Consider the following 17,300-nt stretch of genomic DNA (forward strand, 5'->3'; position numbering starts at 1 on the left):
CTGCATGAGCCCGGGGGCGCGCTTGCACGCCGCCCCCGGGCCGCACGCCTACTTCTTGACCACCGCGCGCTTGCGGGCCGCCCGGGGCGCCGGGACCGGCGCCTCGTCCGTCACCCGGTCGCCCAGGATGTCCCGCAGGAACTTGCCGGTGTGGCTGGCGGTGACGGCGGCGATCTCCTCCGGCGAGCCCTCGGCGACCACCATGCCGCCGCCGTTGCCGCCCTCGGGGCCCATGTCCACGACCCAGTCGGCGGTCTTGATCACGTCGAGGTTGTGCTCGATGACGATCACCGTGTTGCCCTTGTCGACCAGACCGGTCAGCACCTTGATCAGCTTGCTGATGTCCTCGAAGTGCAGGCCGGTGGTGGGCTCGTCGAGCACGTAGACGGTCCGCCCGGTGGAACGCTTCTGCAGCTCCGAGGCGAGCTTGACGCGCTGCGCCTCGCCGCCGGAGAGGGTCGGCGCGCTCTGGCCGAGCCGGACGTAGCCGAGGCCGACCTCGTTCAGCGTGCGCAGGTGCCGGGCGATCGCGGGGACGGCCTCGAAGAACTCCAGGCCCTCCTCGATCGGCATGTTGAGCACGTCGGCGATCGACTTGCCCTTGAAGTGCACCTCCAGGGTCTCCCGGTTGTACCGCGCACCGTGGCAGACCTCGCACGGGACGTAGACGTCGGGCAGGAAGTTCATCTCGATCTTGATCGTGCCGTCGCCCGAACAGTTCTCGCAGCGCCCGCCCTTGACGTTGAAGGAGAAGCGGCCGGGCAGGTACCCGCGCACCTTCGCCTCCACGGTCTCCGCGAAGAGCCGCCGCACGTGGTCGAACACCCCGGTGTAGGTGGCCGGGTTGGAGCGCGGGGTGCGGCCGATCGGCGACTGGTCGACGTGCACCACCTTGTCCACCAGGTCCGTCCCGGTGACCCGGGTGTGCCGCCCGGGCACGCTGCGCGCGCCGTTCAACTCGCGGGCCAGGTGGGTGTAGAGGATGTCGTTGACCAGGGTGGACTTGCCGGAGCCGGAGACACCGGTGATCGCCGTGAAGACGCCGAGCGGGAACCCGACGGTGACGTCCTGCAGGTTGTGCTCGCGGGCGCCGTGCACGACGATCTGGCGCTTCTTGTCACGCGGTCGTCGGACCTCGGGGATCGGGATCGAGCGCTTGCCGGAGAGGTACTGGCCGGTCAGCGACTCCTTGTTGTGCAGCAGCTCCTTGAGCGAGCCGGAGTGCACCACCTTGCCGCCGTGCTCGCCGGCGCCCGGGCCGATGTCGACCACCCAGTCGGCCATCTTGATGGTGTCCTCGTCGTGCTCCACGACAATCAGGGTGTTGCCGATGTCCCGCAGCCGGACCAGGGTCTCGATCAGGCGGTGGTTGTCGCGCTGGTGCAGGCCGATCGAGGGCTCGTCCAGCACGTAGAGCACGCCGACCAGGCCGGAGCCGATCTGGGTGGCGAGCCGGATCCGCTGGGCCTCGCCCCCGGAGAGGGTGCCGGCCGCGCGGTTCAGCGAGAGGTAGTCCAGGCCGACGTCGACCAGGAACCGCAGCCGCTCGTTGACCTCCTTCAGCACCCGCTCGGCGATCTGCTTGTCCCGCGCCTTGAGCTTCATCGCGCCCAGGAAGTCGGCGCAGTCGCTGATCGACATCGCCGCGACCTCGGCGATCGACTTGCCCTGCACGGTGACCGCGAGCACCACCGGCTTGAGCCGGGTGCCCTGGCAGGCCGGGCAGGGCACCTCGCGCATGTAGCCCTCGAAGCGCTCGCGGCTGCTGTCCGTCTCCGCCTCGGTGTGCCGGCGCTGGACGAACGGGATCACGCCCTCGAACCCGGTGACGTACGAACGCTCGCGCCCGTAGCGGTTGTTGTAGCGCACCTCGACCTGCGCCTTGTGCCCGTAGAGCAGCGCCTTCTTGGCCCGGGCCGGCAGCCCGGCCCACGGGATGTCGGTGCGGAAGCCCAGTTCGGCGGAGAGCGCGGTGATCAACCGGCCGAAGTACTCCCGCATGTGGCCGCCGGACCAGGGGTGGATGGCGCCCTCGTCCAGCGACTTCTCCTCGTCGGGGACGACCAGCTCCGGGTCCACCTCCATCCGGGCGCCCAGGCCGCTGCACTCGGGGCAGGCGCCGAACGGCGAGTTGAAGGAGAACGAGCGCGGCTCCAACTCCTCGAACGACACGTCGTCGTACGGGCAGTAGAGGTGCTCGGAGAACATCCGCTCGCGCTCGGGGTCGTCGTCCGGCAGGTCGACGAAGTCCAGCACCACCATGCCGCCGGCCAGCTTGAGGGCCGTCTCGACCGAGTCGGTCAGCCGGCGCTTGGCGCTCTCCTTGACGGTGAGGCGGTCGATGACCACCTCGATGGTGTGCTTCTCCTGCTTCTTGAGCTTGGGCGGCTCGGTCAGCTGGATCGTCGCGCCGTCCACCCGGGCGCGGGCGTAGCCCTTGGACTGGAGGTCGGCGAAGAGCTCCACGAACTCGCCCTTGCGCTCGCGCACCACCGGGCTGAGCACCTGGAAGCGGGTGCCCTCGGCGAGTTCGAGCACCCGGTCCACGATGGCCTGCGGCGACTGCCGGGCGATCGGGCGGCCGCAGTGCGGGCAGTGCGGCTCGCCGATCCGGGCGAAGAGCAGCCGCAGGTAGTCGTACACCTCGGTGATCGTGCCGACCGTGGAGCGCGGGTTGCGGTTGGTGGACTTCTGGTCGATCGAGACGGCCGGGGAGAGGCCCTCGATGAAGTCCACGTCGGGCTTGTCCATCTGGCCCAGGAACTGCCGGGCGTAGGAGGACAGCGACTCGACGTAGCGGCGCTGGCCCTCGGCGAAGATCGTGTCGAAGGCCAGCGAGGACTTGCCGGACCCCGACAGCCCAGTGAAGACGATGAGGGAGTCCCGGGGCAGGTCGAGCGAGACGTTCTTGAGGTTGTGCTCGCGAGCACCGCGGACGATGAGGCGGTCGGCCACTGCTACTGGCGCCTTTCTCCGGGAATGGGCTGCTGGGAGGGTAACGAGCGAGATGGGGGGTTTTCTTCCGGCTTCTGCCAGCTTCCTCCGGCTTCGACGCCCAGCGTATAGCTCAGGCGTTCGATTATCGACCTTGTCCAGCCGGAACCACCTGAACGAGTGAAGCCCCACTCTGCGGCCCCATCCGGTCTGCCGCGAAACGCCCTGTTCAGCGCCTCGATGGGCGATAGCCTCGCCAGAGAGCCTGAACCCCAAGTGTCCAACGAGCCCGCGCCGTCCAGGCAACGCTCACATCACCGGAGGCCCAGAGATGACCGACCTGCGAGCCGACTCGGCCTTCGCCACCCGCACCCTGCGGACCGTGGCCGAGAGCACCGACCACCTGCTGCGCACGGCCGCCGCACTCTCACCCGACGCTGTCGCGGCCCCCAGCGCGCTGCCCGGCTGGTCCCGCGGCCACGTGCTGGCCCACGTCAGCCGCAACGCGGACTCGCTGATCAACCTGCTGGAGAGCGCCCGCACCGGCCGCGACATCCCGCAGTACGCGAGCGAGAGCGCCCGCGACGAGGGCATCGAAGCGGGCGCCGGGCGCCCGCTCGCCGAGCAGCTGGAGGACCTGCGCGACTCCGCCGAGCGCCTGGCCGCCGCCGCGGCCACGCTGCCCGAGGACGCCTGGTCGGCGCAGCTGCGGCACCGGCACGGCTACCTCTTCCCCGCCGCCGAGCTGCCCTGGAAGCGCCTGGAGGAGCTCGAGTACCACCACGTCGACCTGGACGCCGGCTACACCCCGGCGCACTGGCCCGCCGAGTTCGCCGTCGTCGAGTTCGGCAAGCTGACCGACGCCTTCGCCGAGCGCACCGAGCTCCCGGCCCTGGAGCTGGTCAGCGAGGACACCGCGGACCGCGCCCGGCTCGGCGAGGGCGCCCCGCAGCTGGTGGTCGAGGGCCCGGTGCGCGCGCTGACCGCCTGGCTCTCCGGCCGCTCGGACGGCGACGGCCTCCAGGTGCACCGCGACGGCGTCCAGCTCACCGACCCGCGCACCGCCCTGCCGAAGCTCCCCCCGATGAGGTGAGGAGTCACGATGGTAGGAGCGACCGGCAGTACGACACCAGAGGAGCAAGTCCCTTGAGCTACCACGGAGCGGTCAGGGTCGGCGGCCCGCCGGACGTCCGCGAACTCGCGCACCTGATCATCACCAAGGTCGCGGTCGGCCCGTTCGACAACAACGCCTACCTGCTGCGCTGCCGGGCCACCGACGAGCAGCTGCTGATCGACGCGGCCGCCGACGCCCCGGCCCTGCTGGAGACGGTCGGCCCCCAGCTGGCCACGGTGGTCACCACACACCGCCACCAGGACCACTGGGACGCGCTGGCCGAGGTGGTCGCCGCCACCGGCGCCCGGACCGCGGCCGGACGCTTCGACGCCGAGGCCATCCCGGTCCCCACCGACCTCCTGCTCTCCGACGGCGACACCCTGCGGGTGGGCGCGGTCGAGCTGACGGTCCGCCACCTGGTGGGCCACACCCCGGGCGCGATCGTGCTGATCTACGACGACCCGGAGGGCCACCCGCACGTCTTCACCGGCGACTGCCTGTTCCCAGGCGGCGTCGGGAACACCTTCAAGGACCCGAAGGCCTTCCAGAGCCTCTACCGGGACGTCACCACCAAGATCTTCGACGTGCTCCCGGACGAGTCCTGGGTCTACCCCGGCCACGGCAAGGACACCACGCTGGGCGCCGAGCGCCCCCAGCTCGGCGCCTGGCTGGAACGCGGCTGGTAGCCCGCACACCCCCGTGAACACGGAAGAGCCCGGCCCCCGCAAGGGGAGCCGGGCTCTGTTCATTCCGGGTTCAAACCGACCTGAGCAGGTCAGATGACGCGGATGTTCTCCGCCTGCGGGCCCTTCTGGCCCTGCGTGACGTCGAACTCGACCTTCTGGCCCTCGAGGAGCTCGCGGAAGCCCTGCGCGGCGATGTTCGAGTAGTGAGCGAACACGTCAGCGCCGCCACCGTCCTGCTCGATGAAGCCGAAGCCCTTCTCGGCGTTGAACCACTTCACGGTACCGGTAGCCATATTTTTCTCCTTCTCAGGGAAGTGCTCGGGTATCGCACGGTGCGAAACCCGGAGGTGATCGCCTGGTCCGGAGAGGCGCTGAACAGCAAGAACGCCCGCGGCAATGTCACCGCGGACGAACAGACTTCGGAACCACGACTGCTTGATCACTACGCTACTCCTTGTCCGGCCCCCCGGCTAGGCAATAGCCCACCTCGGTCGTCAGAGCGCCATCAGGATCGCCCGCCAATCGGCCTACCGGGCCGCCTCGACGGCCTGCTGATGCCTCTTCGAGGCGACCAGGCTGGTGACCGTGGTGACCGCCAGGACCAGCACGATGAAGCCCAGCGAGAACGGGATGCCGATCTGCGGGACGTGCACCCCGCTCTCGTGCAGGGCGTGCAGCACCAGCTTGACGCCGATGAAACCGAGGATCACCGAGAGCCCGTAGGAGAGGTGGACCAGCTTCTTCAGCAGTCCGCCGATCAGGAAGTACAGCTGACGCAGCCCCATCAGGGCGAAGGCGTTGGCGGTGAAGACGATGTACGGCTCCTGGGTGAGGCCGAAGATCGCGGGGATCGAGTCCAGCGCGAAGAGCACGTCGGTGGTGCCGATGGCCAGCATCACGATCAGCATCGGCGTCATCAGCCGGCGACCGTTCTCCCGGACGAAGAGCAGGGTGCCGTGGTAGACGTCGGTCGAGGGCACCCGCCGCTCGATGGCCCTGAGCAGGCGGTTCTCCTCGAACTCTTCCTCCTCCTGGTCGGCCCCGGCCTCCTTGATGAGCTTCCAGGCGGTCCAGACCAGGAACGCTCCGAAGAGGTAGAAGACCCAGGAGAAGGTGGTGACCAGGGCGGCGCCGCCGGCGATGAAGACCGCGCGCAGTACCAGGGCGATGATCACACCGACCATCAGCACACGCTGCTGGTAGATCCGCGGCACGGCGAACTTGCCCATGATCAGGATGAAGACGAAGAGGTTGTCGACGCTCAGCGACTTCTCGGTGATGTAGCCGGCGAGGAACTCACCGGACGGCTGCGAGCCGTACTGCCACCACAGGAAACCGCCGAAGATCAGCGCCAGGACCACCCAGACCACGGTCCAGGCGCCGGCCTCCTTGAGCGAAACCTCGTGCGGCTTGCGTCCTCCGATGAAGAAATCGGCGGTGACGAGTGCGGTCAGCACTGCGATGGTGGTGATCCACAGGGTCAGGGAAACGTCCACTTGCTGCTCCTCCGGCAGGTCGGCGGGACATGCGTCCGGCTGCCGGAGGTCTCTTCCGCCCCTGCCTGAGCAGGGACCGGTGAACCCGGGTGGACCGACTGAGCGGTCACCGTGCTGACGGGAGCACCGTAAGGGGAATACTCCCCTCCGATTCACAAGAAGAGTACCAGGGAGCACCAAGAGAAGGTAAAGAGATCTTTCTGCTGCCCCTTACAGGAACGGCTCGATCGCGGGCAGCAGGTCCTGGAAGGTGCGAGCCGTGGCCGGCGCGCCGATCGCCCGCATCCCCCAGCCGCCGGCCTCGTCGCGGAAGACCTTGGCCATGATCTGGCCGGTGTGCGCGCCGCCGCCGTCCAGCTCGTAGCGGGCCAGCTCCTGGTCGGTGAGCTCGTCGACCAGTCGGCAGTGGGCGTGCCGCACCTCGGCGAAGGTCTGCCCGGTGTAGGAGCTGACGGTGAAGACCACCTGGGTGATCTGCGCGGGGATCCGGGTCAGGTCGACCACGATCGACTCGTCGTCGCCGCCCGCGCCGGCCCCTCCGACCAGGTTGTCCCCGGTGTGCCGGATCGAGCCGTCCTTGCTCACCAGCTGCTGGAAGAAGACCACGTCCGCCGGGGTCCGCTCGGCGTAGAGCAGCGCGGAGGCGTCCAGGTCGATCTGCCGGGTGCGGGTGCCGAACAGCCCGCGCTTGGGGGCCGCCCGCCAGCCAAGGCCCATCCGGACCACGCTCAACGATTCACCCGAGGCCTTGCGCAGGCTGACCTGCTGACCCTTGGCCAGATTCACCGACACGGTGCTGTCCTCTCTCTTCGTCCGGCGTCCGCTGTTAAACGTGCGCCGACCACGATTCGGATCACCCCGGTGCCGTCCCCCGGCTGAGGCCCCCTGTTGGTGTGGGTCCAACTCGACGTCTGTCTCGTACCCGCCCCAAGCCTAGGGCCTGCCAGGGGCCCGGACCAGGGACGGCCGGACCGCTGACAGGCCCGGACGGGCGCCGGCCTAGGCGATCCCGGCCTCCCGCATCTGGCGCAGCTCCTTCTTCAACTCACTGACCTCGTCGCGCAACCTGGCGGCCACCTCGAATTGCAGCGAGGTGGCGGCCGCGTGCATCCGCTCCGTCATCTGCTGGATGAGATCGGCGAGTTCGGCGGCCGGCAGGCTCTTGGCCGGCTTGCGGGAGGCGCCCAGCGCGGGCACCGGCGCGCGGCCCTTGCCGGCGTCCCGGTAGCCGGTGGCGAGCAGCTCCTCGGTGTCCAGCTCCTCGCGGGAGAGGGTGTCCAGGATGTCGCCGATCTTCTTGCGCAGCGGCTGCGGGTCGATACCGTGCTTGGTGTTGTACGCCCGCTGGACCTCCCGGCGGCGGTTGGTCTCCTCGATCGCCTTCTCCATCGCGGGCGTGATCCGGTCCGCGTACATGTGGACCTGGCCGGAGACGTTACGGGCGGCGCGGCCGATGGTCTGGATCAGCGAGGTGCCCGAGCGCAGGAAGCCCTCCTTGTCGGCGTCCAGGATCGCCACCAGCGAGACCTCGGGCAGGTCCAGGCCCTCGCGCAGCAGGTTGATGCCGACCAGCACGTCGTACTTGCCGGCCCGCAGCTCGCGCAGCAGCTCGACCCGGCGCAGCGTGTCGACGTCGCTGTGCAGGTAGCGGACCCGGATGTCCAGACCGAGCATGTAGTCGGTCAGGTCCTCGGCCATCTTCTTGGTGAGGGTGGTGACCAGGATCCGCTCGTTCTTCTCGATCCGGGTGCGGACCTCGTGCACCAGGTCGTCGATCTGGCCCTCGGTCGGCTTGACGATCACCTCGGGGTCGATCAGGCCGGTCGGGCGGATGATCTGCTCGACGGCGCCGTCGCCGCGGGAGAGCTCGTACTTGCCGGGGGTGGCGGAGAGGTAGACGGTCTGGCCGATCCGCTCCAGGAACTCCTCCCACTTCAGCGGGCGGTTGTCCATCGCCGAGGGCAGCCGGAAGCCGTGCTCGACCAGGGTGCGCTTGCGCGAGGCGTCGCCCTCGTACATCGCGCCGATCTGCGGGACGGTGACGTGCGACTCGTCGATCACCAGGAGGAAGTCCTCCGGGAAGTAGTCGATCAGCGTGTTGGGGGCGGTGCCCGGCGCGCGGCCGTCGAAGTGCATCGAGTAGTTCTCGACCCCGGAGCAGGTGCCGATCTGGCGCAGCATCTCGATGTCGTAGGTGGTGCGCATCCGCAGCCGCTGGGCCTCCAGCAGCTTGCCCTGCTTCTCCATCCGGGCCAGCGTCTCGGTCAGCTCCGCCTCGATGCCGTTGATCGCCCGCTCCATCCGCTCGGGGCCGGCGATGTAGTGCGAGGCGGGGAAGACGTAGATCGAGTCGTCCTGGCTGATGATCTCGCCGGTGAGCGGGTGCAGGGTGTACAGCGCCTCGATCTCGTCGCCGAACATCTCGATCCGCACGGCGAGTTCCTCGTAGACCGGGAAGATCTCGACGGTGTCGCCGCGGACCCGGAAGGTGCCGCGGGTGAAGGCGACGTCGTTGCGGGTGTACTGGATGTCGACGAAGCGGCGCAGCAGGGCGTCCCGGTCGATCTCCTCGCCGACCTTGAGCGGGACCATCCGGTCCACGTACTCCTGCGGGGTGCCGAGGCCGTAGATGCAGGAGACCGAGGCGACCACGATCACGTCGCGGCGGGTGAGCAGCGAGTTGGTGGCCGAGTGGCGCAGCCGCTCGACCTCCTCGTTGATCGAGGAGTCCTTCTCGATGTAGGTGTCCGTCTGCGGGACGTAGGCCTCGGGCTGGTAGTAGTCGTAGTACGAGACGAAGTACTCGACGGCGTTGTTGGGGAGCAGCTCGCGGAACTCGTTGGCCAGCTGGGCGGCCAGCGTCTTGTTCGGCGCCATCACCAGGGTGGGCCGTTGGAGCTTCTCGATCATCCAGGCGGTGGTCGCCGACTTGCCGGTGCCGGTGGCACCGAGCAGCACGACGTCCTGCTCGCCCGCCCGGATCCGGCGCTCCAGCTCGGCGATGGCCGCCGGCTGGTCGCCGTTGGGCTGGAAGGGACTGACGACCTCGAAGGGCGCCACGGACCGCTCAATGCTCGTGATGGGTCGCACGGATCAACCGTACGACCCGGCACTGACAATCAGGCGGTCTTCGCGCTGTCGCGGGCCAGCGCGACGAGCCGGGAGATCGCCCGCAGGTACTTCTTGCGGTAGCCGCCGCGCAGCATCTCCTCGGAGAAGACCTGGTCGAAGGGGATGCCGGAGGCGGTGATCGGCAGCTCGCGGTCGTACATCCGGTCCGCCAGGACGACCAGGCGCAGCGCGGTGGACTGGTCGGTGACCGGCTGCACGCCGCGCAGGAAGACCGCGTGGACGTCGTCCAGCAGCGCGCCGTACCGGCTGGGGTGCACCGCCGAGAGGTGCGTCAGCAGGTCGCCGAAGTCGTCGTAGGAGGCGCCGGGGGCGGCGGCCGCGGCGGCCTGGACGGCCTCGTCGGTGTACGGCGGCGGGGCGGCCGGCAGGCCGCGGTGGCGGTAGTCCTGGCCGTCGATGCGCAGCGGGCGGAAGTGCGCGGACAGGCCCTGGATCTCGCGCAGGAAGTCGGTGGCGGCGAACCGGCCCTCACCCAGCTTCTCCGGCAGGGTGTTGGAGGTGGCGGCCAGCTTGACCCCGGCGTCCACCAGGCGGCCGAGCAGCGTGGAGACCAGCACGGTGTCGCCCGGGTCGTCCAGCTCGAACTCGTCGATGCAGAGCAGGCTGTGCCCGGAGAGCGTCTGCACGGCCTGCTGGAAGCCGAGCGCGCCGACCAGGTTGGTCAGCTCCACGAAGGTCCCGAAGGCCTTCGGCCCGGGGGCGGCGTGCCAGAGCGAGGCCAGCAGGTGGGTCTTGCCGACGCCGTAGCCGCCGTCCAGGTAGACCCCGGACGGGCCGGCCGGTGCTGCGGCGGCGCGGCGGAACCAGCCGCGCTTGGCGCTCACCGGGGCGTTCAGCGAGGCCGCGAACTCCTCCAGCACCCGCACCGCCTCGTACTGGCTCGGCTGCGTGGTGTCCGGCAGGTACGAGCCGAAACTCACCCCCGCGAAGCGCGGCGGCGGGACCATCTCGGCCACCAGGCGCTCGGCCGGTACCACCGGGCGGCGGTCGGTCAACGCGACCGGCGCGCCGGTCCGGGAGGGCGCTGCGGGAGCTATGGCGTCGGTGTCTGAGGCTGCGGGCACGGTAATAAAGCCTACGCGCCGTGGAAGACTCGCAGACATGCGCAAGCTGATCCCTCCGTCACACCCCGACCACCTTGACGTCTCCTCACTGGAGGCCCTCGCCGAGGTCTACGCCTACCCTGAGCAGGTGAAACGCGGCAGTCCGTGGCTGCGCGCCAACATGGTCTCCGGGCTGGACGGCGCGGCCAAGCTGGGCGGGCTCTCGGAGGGGCTGTCCAGCGAGGCCGACAAGCGGATCTTCGGAGTGCTGCGGGCGCTGAGCGACGTGGTGCTGGTCGGGGCCGAGACGGTCCGGGCCGAGGGCTACCGCCCGGCCCGCGCCCGCGCCGACTTCGCCGCGGCCCGCCGGGCGGCCGGGCAGGGACCCGCGCCGGTGATCGCGGTGGTCACCCGCAGCCTGGAGCTGGACCTGAGCGCCCCGCTCTTCACCGAGCCGCTGGTGCGGACCGTGGTGATCACCACCGAGGACTCCCCCGCCGACGCCCGCCGCGCGGTCGCCGAGCACGCCGAGGTGATCACGGCCGGCCGCGGCTCGGTCGAGCTGCCGCGAGCGCTGGCCGAGTTGACGGCGCGCGGCTGGACCCGGCAGCTCACCGAGGGCGGTCCGCGGCTGCTCGCCCAGCTGGCCGCCGACGGCCTGCTGGACGAGCTGTGCCTGTCCCTGGCGCCGCTGCTGACCGGTGGCGACGCGCCGCGCATCCTGCACGGTGCGCAAATGGCAGACGCGCAGCGTATGCGGCTGGTCTCATTGATCGAGCAGAAAGGTTTCCTCTTCACTCGCTACTGCCGTACCCCCGAGTAGGAACCCGGGACCCGCCGATCCGTCAGCGGACCGATCCCGTGATCACTCCCACGTGGCCCGTGTGCCGTGTGCGCCGCGTGAGGAAAGCTTCCTCCGGGCACTATGGGAGGGGACACCGGACCCCGGGGGCCTGCAACACGGAAGGGACTCTTGTGTTCAAGACCGTACTGATGATCGAAAAGGCACTCTCCGAGGCCGACGTGGAGCTGGTCACCACCCTGCACGGCGACGAGAAGGTCTCCTTCGTCGTGCTGATGCAACCCCGCGGCAAGCAGGACGAACTGCTCCGGGCCCTGGACGACGTGGCCCTCGGGCACCTCGACAAGGCGGTGCACGAGCACGACGACGCCAACGGCCCGACCGTGGTCGGCGAATCGCTCGAACACAGCCTGCGCCACCTGCGCGAGAGCGGCGCCGAGGCGGTCGGCCAGGTCGTCGAGTCGCAGCCGCTGGACACCCTTCGCAGAGTGGTCGAGGAGACCGGCGCGGACGAGGTGCTGGTCCTGACCGCCCCGCACTTCGTGGAGGAGTTCTTCCACCGCGACTGGGCCTCCCAGGCACGCCACAAGGTCGGGGTCCCGGTGCTCAAGCTGTTCGCCAGCGAGGCCTGAGAAGTCGGGCCGCCAGGGCAGCGGACGCACCGTCCGCCCTGCCGAGTGGTGCAGAATCGTCCTTGCGGCCGGACCGGTCAGCCACCGCCCGCGAGGACGATTCCCCTTTCTTTACGGAGAGCTCCCTTGAACGACGCCGCCCACGACCTGCACGCCCCGCACTTCATCGGCATCGGCGGCGCCGGCATGTCCGGCCTGGCGAAGATCCTCGCGGTACGCGGCGCCAAGGTCTCCGGGAGCGACTCCAAGGAGTCCGAGACCGTCCTTGCGCTGCGTGCGATGGGGGCGTCCGTCCAGGTCGGCCACGCCGCCGAGAACGTCCCGGACGGCGCCAGCAGCATCGTCGTCTCCAGCGCGATCCGCGAGGACAACCCCGAGCTGGCCGCCGCCCGGCTGCGCGGCATCCCCGTGGTGCACCGCTCCGACGCGCTCGCCGCGCTGATGGGCGGCCGGCGCGCGATCGCGGTGGCCGGCACGCACGGCAAGACCACCACCACCAGCATGCTCGCGGTCAGCCTGGCCACGCTCGGCCTGGACCCCTCGTACGCGATCGGCGGCGACCTGGACGCGCCGGGCAGCAACGCCCACCACGGCACCGGCGAGATCTTCGTGGCGGAGGCGGACGAAAGCGACCGCAGCTTCCACAAGTACGCGCCCGAGGTCGCGATCATCCTCAACGTGGAGCTGGACCACCACGCGAACTACGCGTCGATGGAGGAGATCTACGAGTCCTTCGAGACCTTCGTCGGCCGGATCCAGCCCGGCGGCACGCTGGTGATCTCCGCCGACCACCCCGGCGCCCGCGAGCTGACCGCCCGGGTGGCCGGCCGGGACGGCGTGCGGGTGGTGACCGTCGGCGCCGCCGAGGACGCCACCGTGCGCGTCCTTCTCGTCGCCGCGCGCGGCATGACCAGCGAGGTCACCGTCCTGCTGGACGGCGCCGAGCTCCCGTTCACCGTCTCGGTGCCCGGGCGCCACTACGCGCACAACGCGGTCTCGGCGCTGGCCGCCGGCGTCGCGCTGGGCGTGCCGGCCGAGCAGCTGGCGCAGGCGCTGGGCAGCTACACCGGCGTGCGGCGGCGGCTCCAGCTCAAGGGCGAGGCGGCCGGTGTCCAGGTGATCGACTCCTACGCGCACCACCCGACCGAGATGGCCGCCGACCTGGAGGCGATCCGGGAGGCCGCCGGGAGCAGCCGGGTGCTGGTGGTCTTCCAGCCCCACCTGTTCAGCCGCACCCAGCAGCTCTCCGAGGAGATGGGCCAGGCGCTGGCGCTCGCCGACGCCTCCGTGGTGCTCGACATCTACCCCGCCCGCGAGGACCCGATCCCCGGCGTGACCAGCGAGCTGATCATCGACGCGGCGCAGCGGGCCGGAGCCGACGTGGCCGCCGAGCACGACTTCGCGGCGGCGCCCGCACGGCTGGCCGCCCTGGCCCGGCCCGGCGACCTGGTGCTGACCATGGGCGCCGGCGACGTCACCGCCCTGGGCGAGGAAATCTTGAAGCACCTGTCGAGCGTTGCAGTGCAGGCCTGACGTTTGCAGGCCTGATGTTTCGACAGCCTGGGAGCCCGCAGTGAGCTACGAGATCGAGAAGACCGACGCCGAGTGGCGTGCCCAGCTCAGCCCGCAGGAGTACAAGGTGCTCCGGCAGGCCGGCACGGAGGCCCCCTTCGTCGGCGAGTACACCGACACCAAGACGGTCGGCGTCTACAGCTGCCGGGCCTGCGGGAGCGAGCTGTTCAGCTCGGAGACCAAGTTCGACAGCCACTGCGGCTGGCCGTCCTACTACGCCCCGCTGGCCGAGGACCGGGTGGAGTACATCGAGGACACCACCCTCGGCATGCGCCGCGTAGAGGTCCGCTGCGCCGCCTGCGGCGGCCACCTCGGCCACGTCTTCGAGGGCGAGGGCTACGCCAACCCGACCGACCAGCGCTACTGCATCAACAGCATCTCCCTGACCCTGCGCCCGGCGGCGGACAACGGCTGAGCGAGAGCGCGCCCGCACGAAAGTAGAAGGGTTCGCCTACCTGACGCCGCACCTCGAGTGAGGTGCAGCTCAATGCCGAGGGCCCAACCAGCGCATGCTGGTTGGGCCCTCGGCATTGACTGTCAGCGTGGATCGATGCCACCCGGAGTGATCCTCGTTGAGAAAACCTCACCTGCCTTCCATACTGGTGTTGGCGGCTGCTCTGTGGGGCTGCGGCAGGCGCGCCCCTCAAGCATGAGTGGGAGGTTCGACAGATGATTCTCTTCGAGCCGGTCAAGCGAGGGCCGGAAGTATTCGACATCGGCGGAACGACCATGACCGCGCCGATCTCCAATAATTCGGGAGCACTGCAAAGTCCAACCGTGTACCTCATATTCGTCGGGCCGAATTTTCAACAGCAGAACGGCCAGCCGACGAGTGCGGTGAACGCGATGGTTGCTGCAGCCAAGGCGTTAGTCAACTCGGACTATCTCACTGGACTCGCCCAGTACGGATGCGACGGGCGGGCAGTCCTCAGCGATTTCACCGTCGATACCACCCTTGATCCCGTGGGGTGGACGTACACCTACACGTTCCCGGACGGAAGTACGGAAACGACGGGCAATCCGGTCTGGTTCGAAATCGACCGAATCCTCTCTGAATCAAAATTTGCGTCGTGGGCCCCATCTCCAGGAGGGGATGCAACGACTTCGCCGATCTACGTAGTGACCCGGTACGCCAACAACGGCACCGGCGCCGGTGGATCGTACGGGGGATCCAACGACCGCGGCCCGAACAAGTACACTGCACGTGCCGTCAACGGAATTGATGTATCCCTGACCTCCGCCGACCAGGTCGATCAATTCTCCTGGTCATTCAGCCATGAACTCGTCGAGAGAATCTCAACCGGAATCGGCGGCCTATCGGAAACCGCGCCGGATTCCGGCGGACAGCTGGCCGACGGTGAGCCGGAAGGGCCCGAGGACTACGCATGGCGTCTGGATGCGGGTCCAAAGGTGACCTCGTACTGGTCCTTCCTCGACCAGGCGTTCGTCATCCCGGGCGCCGCAGCGGACCGCAGCATGCTGACTCCGGTCTGGAGCAACAGCGCATGGATGGGAAACTGCGTCTCGCTCCAGCAGGGCACGCTGTATTCGATGACTCCGCCGGACACGCAGGTGTCGATCGACACAGGGGTTCAGGCATTTGCGATCGTCCCCGAGCCCGACTCCGCGTCGATCTTCGAATTGACATCGAAGGGCCAGATAAGGAGATATGGCGGGACCGGCAGCAGTTGGACAGCCGTCACCGGAGCGAACACCATCGCTACCGCCCTGGCAGCCACGCACGCGGGTTTGTTCATGCTCGCAAACAACGACGGTGGCCCGAGCCAGGTATGGCATTACTCAGGCCAGGGAAGCAGCTGGGACCCGATCACTGGAGTCAACACATCTGTGGACCGCATAGCAGTCGCTGCAGACGCTCTCTACATGCAGGCAGGCAACGACGGCGGCCCCCAGCAGGTATGGAGGTACAGCGGCTCAGGTACGAGCTGGGACGCGATCACCGGCACCAACACCGATGTGCTGGGAATGGAGGCCGCAGGCGGCTGTCTTTACATGCACGCCGACAGTGTCGGCGGCCCGCGGCAGGCATGGAAATACAATGGTTCAGGCACCGACTGGACGTCCGTCACCGGGCCGAATACTTACGTGGTGAGCATTGCGGCCGGCGGAGACGTCCTCTACATGCTCGCCCAGAACGATGGCGATACGGTGCGCGTGTGGCAGTACGGGCTCTCGCCTGGGCAGTGGGTGGCCCTGACCGGACCGGGAACAACGGTCGACGGCATCGTCGCCCGAGACGACGCCCAACTATTCATGAAGGCAGGCAACAACGGCGCTGCCGACGGAGTCTGGGAGTACGCCGGCACTCCTATGAACTGGATCGCCCTGACCGGACAAAATACCAAAGTTCTCCTGCTGTACATGGATGCTCATGATGACCAACTGGGCATGCTTGCGAGAAACAACGGCGCACCGGCTCAGGCATGGCAGTACGAAGGCAGCCCAGGCCATTGGACAGTTGTCGCATGAGGGCTACGCCAACGATCACGTGGTCTGACCGCCGGTTGCCAGTGATCGGGCGCTGACGTGGTCCAGCCGTTCGGCGAGGACCTGGCGGGCGTCAGGGGTGACGGTCCGTAGTGCGACCGCCGCAGTGATCATGACGTCGCACAGCTCTCGCCGACCTCTTCCGAGAGCTTCATGATCCGCATGATCCTCTCGGTCTGCTCAGGCAGCGTGCGGGCGCCGTCCAGCCACCCGACGAGTTGCTCGACGGCGTCCCCGAGCGGGTCAACTGCCGGGTCGGTCATGGTTTTTGCTCCGTTCCCTCTGTGTGAACCGAAAATATCCCGCCGCTCGTGCTACCGAATGCAGGGGCCGACCCGTCTAGGGGTGCAGAGCCGCAGCCATGCGGGTCCGCATGGCCGGCGTGCGACACACAACACACAGAGGATCCAGTCAGAGATGAAGGATTTCCGCTCAGACCTGAGTGATGAGCTGTCCGCACTCGCGCCGCCGCCGCTGGGCGACATCGTCGGGGCCGCGGCCAGCAGTGGCCGCCGCACGCGGCGGATTCGCGCGATCAGCGCGGTGGTCGGCTCGGCCGTCGCGATGGCGGGTGTCGCCGTGCTGCTCGGCGGCCCGCTGAGCACCGTCGGGGGCTCGGCGGTCCCGGTGAGCGCGGCGGCCGGGCCGCTGGGCTCCGCGGTCGCCTCCCCGAGCGCGAGTGCCACCGGGACGCCGAGCGCCGCGGCGCAGCCGGCCGAGCCGCAGGTCCCGATCACCGGTGCGGCCCTGCTCTCCGCCGTGCTGCCGCTGCTGCCGCCCGGCGCGACCAGCCACCTCGCCGCCAACACCCAGCTGACCGACTCCAGGGGCCAGAACCCCATGACCTCGGTGGCGATCGACGTGACCACCCCGGCGGGCACCGGGATGGTCCGGGTCTTCGCGGGCAAGTCCACCCCGACGCCCGGGACCGGGGGCGGGTACTGCCCCAAGTCCAGCTGCACCACTGACGCGTCGGGCCAGAAGGTCTTCGTCGACCACCTGGCGGACAACTGCATCGAGCACACCTCGGTGGCGGTCTCCCGCCCCGACGGCACCGTCGTCCAGGTGCTGTCGAGCAGCTGCCTCTCCTGGGACGGCAAGAGCAACGCGGCCGGCACGGTGGTCCTCACCGACCAGCAGGCCATCGCCCTCGCGACCAACCCGGCGCTCACCGCCACGATGACGCCGTCCCAGGGTGCGGCCGCTGCGGCCAAGTACCCGTCCCTGCCGACTTTCGGCTGACCGATCCGAACGTCGCGGGCCCCGGGGCCCCGGGGCGCGCCCCCCCGTCGTGGTGCCACCGCCCCAGCCCCAAGGGCCTACCCCCGGGCGGCAATAAACCGAGTTGAACCCCGTGGCCCAGGGCGGGGGCAACCCTGTG

At 69.1% G+C, this 17,300-nt stretch carries 15 protein-coding genes; 8 read left to right on the plus strand and 7 right to left on the minus strand.

The features are described 5' to 3' along the window. Positions 1-48 precede the first annotated feature (48 nt). The gene (uvrA, locus tag P3T37_RS19420; protein ID WP_280724982.1) at positions 49-2,955 is read right to left on the minus strand and encodes an excinuclease ABC subunit UvrA; all 2,907 of its coding nucleotides are present in this window, start codon (positions 2,953-2,955) and stop codon (positions 49-51) included. Positions 2,956-3,265: 310 nt separating this feature from the next. Between uvrA and P3T37_RS19425 the strand changes: the two genes are divergently transcribed. Next, the gene (locus P3T37_RS19425) at positions 3,266-4,027 is read left to right on the plus strand and encodes a maleylpyruvate isomerase family mycothiol-dependent enzyme (protein ID WP_280724983.1); all 762 of its coding nucleotides are present in this window, start codon (positions 3,266-3,268) and stop codon (positions 4,025-4,027) included. Between the two features lie 53 nt (positions 4,028-4,080). Next, on the plus strand, positions 4,081-4,734 hold the full coding sequence (locus tag P3T37_RS19430; protein ID WP_280724984.1) for an MBL fold metallo-hydrolase: 654 nt from the start codon (positions 4,081-4,083) through the stop codon (positions 4,732-4,734). An 89-nt stretch (positions 4,735-4,823) separates the two neighbouring features. Here P3T37_RS19430 and P3T37_RS19435 read toward each other — a convergent pair whose 3' ends face one another. The 5 genes from P3T37_RS19435 to zapE form a co-directional block, all read right to left on the minus strand. Beyond that, positions 4,824-5,027 (minus strand): cold-shock protein, encoded by a 204-nt coding sequence (locus P3T37_RS19435; RefSeq protein ID WP_035794146.1) that lies wholly within the window; start codon positions 5,025-5,027, stop codon positions 4,824-4,826. A 234-nt stretch (positions 5,028-5,261) separates the two neighbouring features. Beyond that, positions 5,262-6,230: a TerC family protein gene (locus P3T37_RS19440; protein WP_280724985.1), complete on the minus strand. Its 969-nt coding sequence runs from the start codon at positions 6,228-6,230 to the stop codon at positions 5,262-5,264. A gap of 210 nt (positions 6,231-6,440) precedes the next feature. Further along, entirely contained in the window at positions 6,441-7,022 is a 582-nt protein-coding gene (locus P3T37_RS19445) for a TerD family protein (RefSeq protein WP_280724986.1), read from the minus strand. A 207-nt stretch (positions 7,023-7,229) separates the two neighbouring features. Then, positions 7,230-9,320: an excinuclease ABC subunit UvrB gene (gene uvrB, locus P3T37_RS19450; RefSeq protein WP_280724987.1), complete on the minus strand. Its 2,091-nt coding sequence runs from the start codon at positions 9,318-9,320 to the stop codon at positions 7,230-7,232. 29 nt (positions 9,321-9,349) lie between these two features. After that, positions 9,350-10,426: a cell division protein ZapE gene (zapE, locus tag P3T37_RS19455; RefSeq protein ID WP_280724988.1), complete on the minus strand. Its 1,077-nt coding sequence runs from the start codon at positions 10,424-10,426 to the stop codon at positions 9,350-9,352. 37 nt (positions 10,427-10,463) lie between these two features. Between zapE and P3T37_RS19460 the strand changes: the two genes are divergently transcribed. From P3T37_RS19460 to P3T37_RS19480, 5 genes are all read left to right on the plus strand, one after another. Then, complete coding sequence (locus P3T37_RS19460) at positions 10,464-11,228, plus strand: pyrimidine reductase family protein (protein ID WP_280724989.1); 765 nt, start codon at positions 10,464-10,466, stop codon at positions 11,226-11,228. 152 nt (positions 11,229-11,380) lie between these two features. After that, positions 11,381-11,839, plus strand: a complete 459-nt coding sequence (locus tag P3T37_RS19465) for an indole-3-glycerol phosphate synthase (RefSeq protein WP_280724990.1) — start codon at positions 11,381-11,383, stop codon at positions 11,837-11,839. A gap of 126 nt (positions 11,840-11,965) precedes the next feature. Then, positions 11,966-13,372, plus strand: coding sequence for a UDP-N-acetylmuramate--L-alanine ligase (murC, locus tag P3T37_RS19470; protein WP_280724991.1), 1,407 nt, complete (start codon positions 11,966-11,968; stop codon positions 13,370-13,372). Positions 13,373-13,412: 40 nt separating this feature from the next. Continuing rightward, the gene (gene msrB, locus P3T37_RS19475; RefSeq protein WP_280724992.1) at positions 13,413-13,826 is read left to right on the plus strand and encodes a peptide-methionine (R)-S-oxide reductase MsrB; all 414 of its coding nucleotides are present in this window, start codon (positions 13,413-13,415) and stop codon (positions 13,824-13,826) included. A gap of 254 nt (positions 13,827-14,080) precedes the next feature. Beyond that, entirely contained in the window at positions 14,081-15,901 is a 1,821-nt protein-coding gene (locus P3T37_RS19480) for a hypothetical protein (RefSeq protein ID WP_280724993.1), read from the plus strand. A 128-nt stretch (positions 15,902-16,029) separates the two neighbouring features. Here the strand turns inward: P3T37_RS19480 and P3T37_RS37075 are convergent, their stop codons facing one another. Beyond that, complete coding sequence (locus tag P3T37_RS37075) at positions 16,030-16,182, minus strand: hypothetical protein (protein WP_348533257.1); 153 nt, start codon at positions 16,180-16,182, stop codon at positions 16,030-16,032. Positions 16,183-16,336: 154 nt separating this feature from the next. Here P3T37_RS37075 and P3T37_RS19490 point away from each other — a divergent pair, with 154 nt between their 5' ends. Beyond that, positions 16,337-17,161 carry a hypothetical protein gene (locus P3T37_RS19490; RefSeq protein WP_280724994.1) on the plus strand — a complete coding sequence of 275 codons (825 nt, stop codon included), beginning with the start codon at positions 16,337-16,339 and terminating at the stop codon, positions 17,159-17,161. The last annotated feature ends 139 nt before the right edge of the window (positions 17,162-17,300 follow it).

The sequence above is a fragment of the Kitasatospora sp. MAA4 genome (assembly GCF_029893355.1).
Lineage (GTDB): Bacteria > Actinomycetota > Actinomycetes > Streptomycetales > Streptomycetaceae > Kitasatospora.

Excerpts from the sequence above, each read along its gene's own strand:
- P3T37_RS19490 (WP_280724994.1), top strand. The coding sequence starts at position 16,337 with ATGAAGGATTTCCGCTCAGACCTGAGTGATGAGCTGTCCGCACTCGCG.
- P3T37_RS37075 (WP_348533257.1), bottom strand. The coding sequence starts at position 16,182 with ATGACCGACCCGGCAGTTGACCCGCTCGGGGACGCCGTCGAGCAACTC.
- P3T37_RS19435 (WP_035794146.1), bottom strand. The coding sequence starts at position 5,027 with ATGGCTACCGGTACCGTGAAGTGGTTCAACGCCGAGAAGGGCTTCGGC.
- P3T37_RS19480 (WP_280724993.1), top strand. The coding sequence starts at position 14,081 with ATGATTCTCTTCGAGCCGGTCAAGCGAGGGCCGGAAGTATTCGACATC.
- P3T37_RS19425 (WP_280724983.1), top strand. The coding sequence starts at position 3,266 with ATGACCGACCTGCGAGCCGACTCGGCCTTCGCCACCCGCACCCTGCGG.
- P3T37_RS19460 (WP_280724989.1), top strand. The coding sequence starts at position 10,464 with ATGCGCAAGCTGATCCCTCCGTCACACCCCGACCACCTTGACGTCTCC.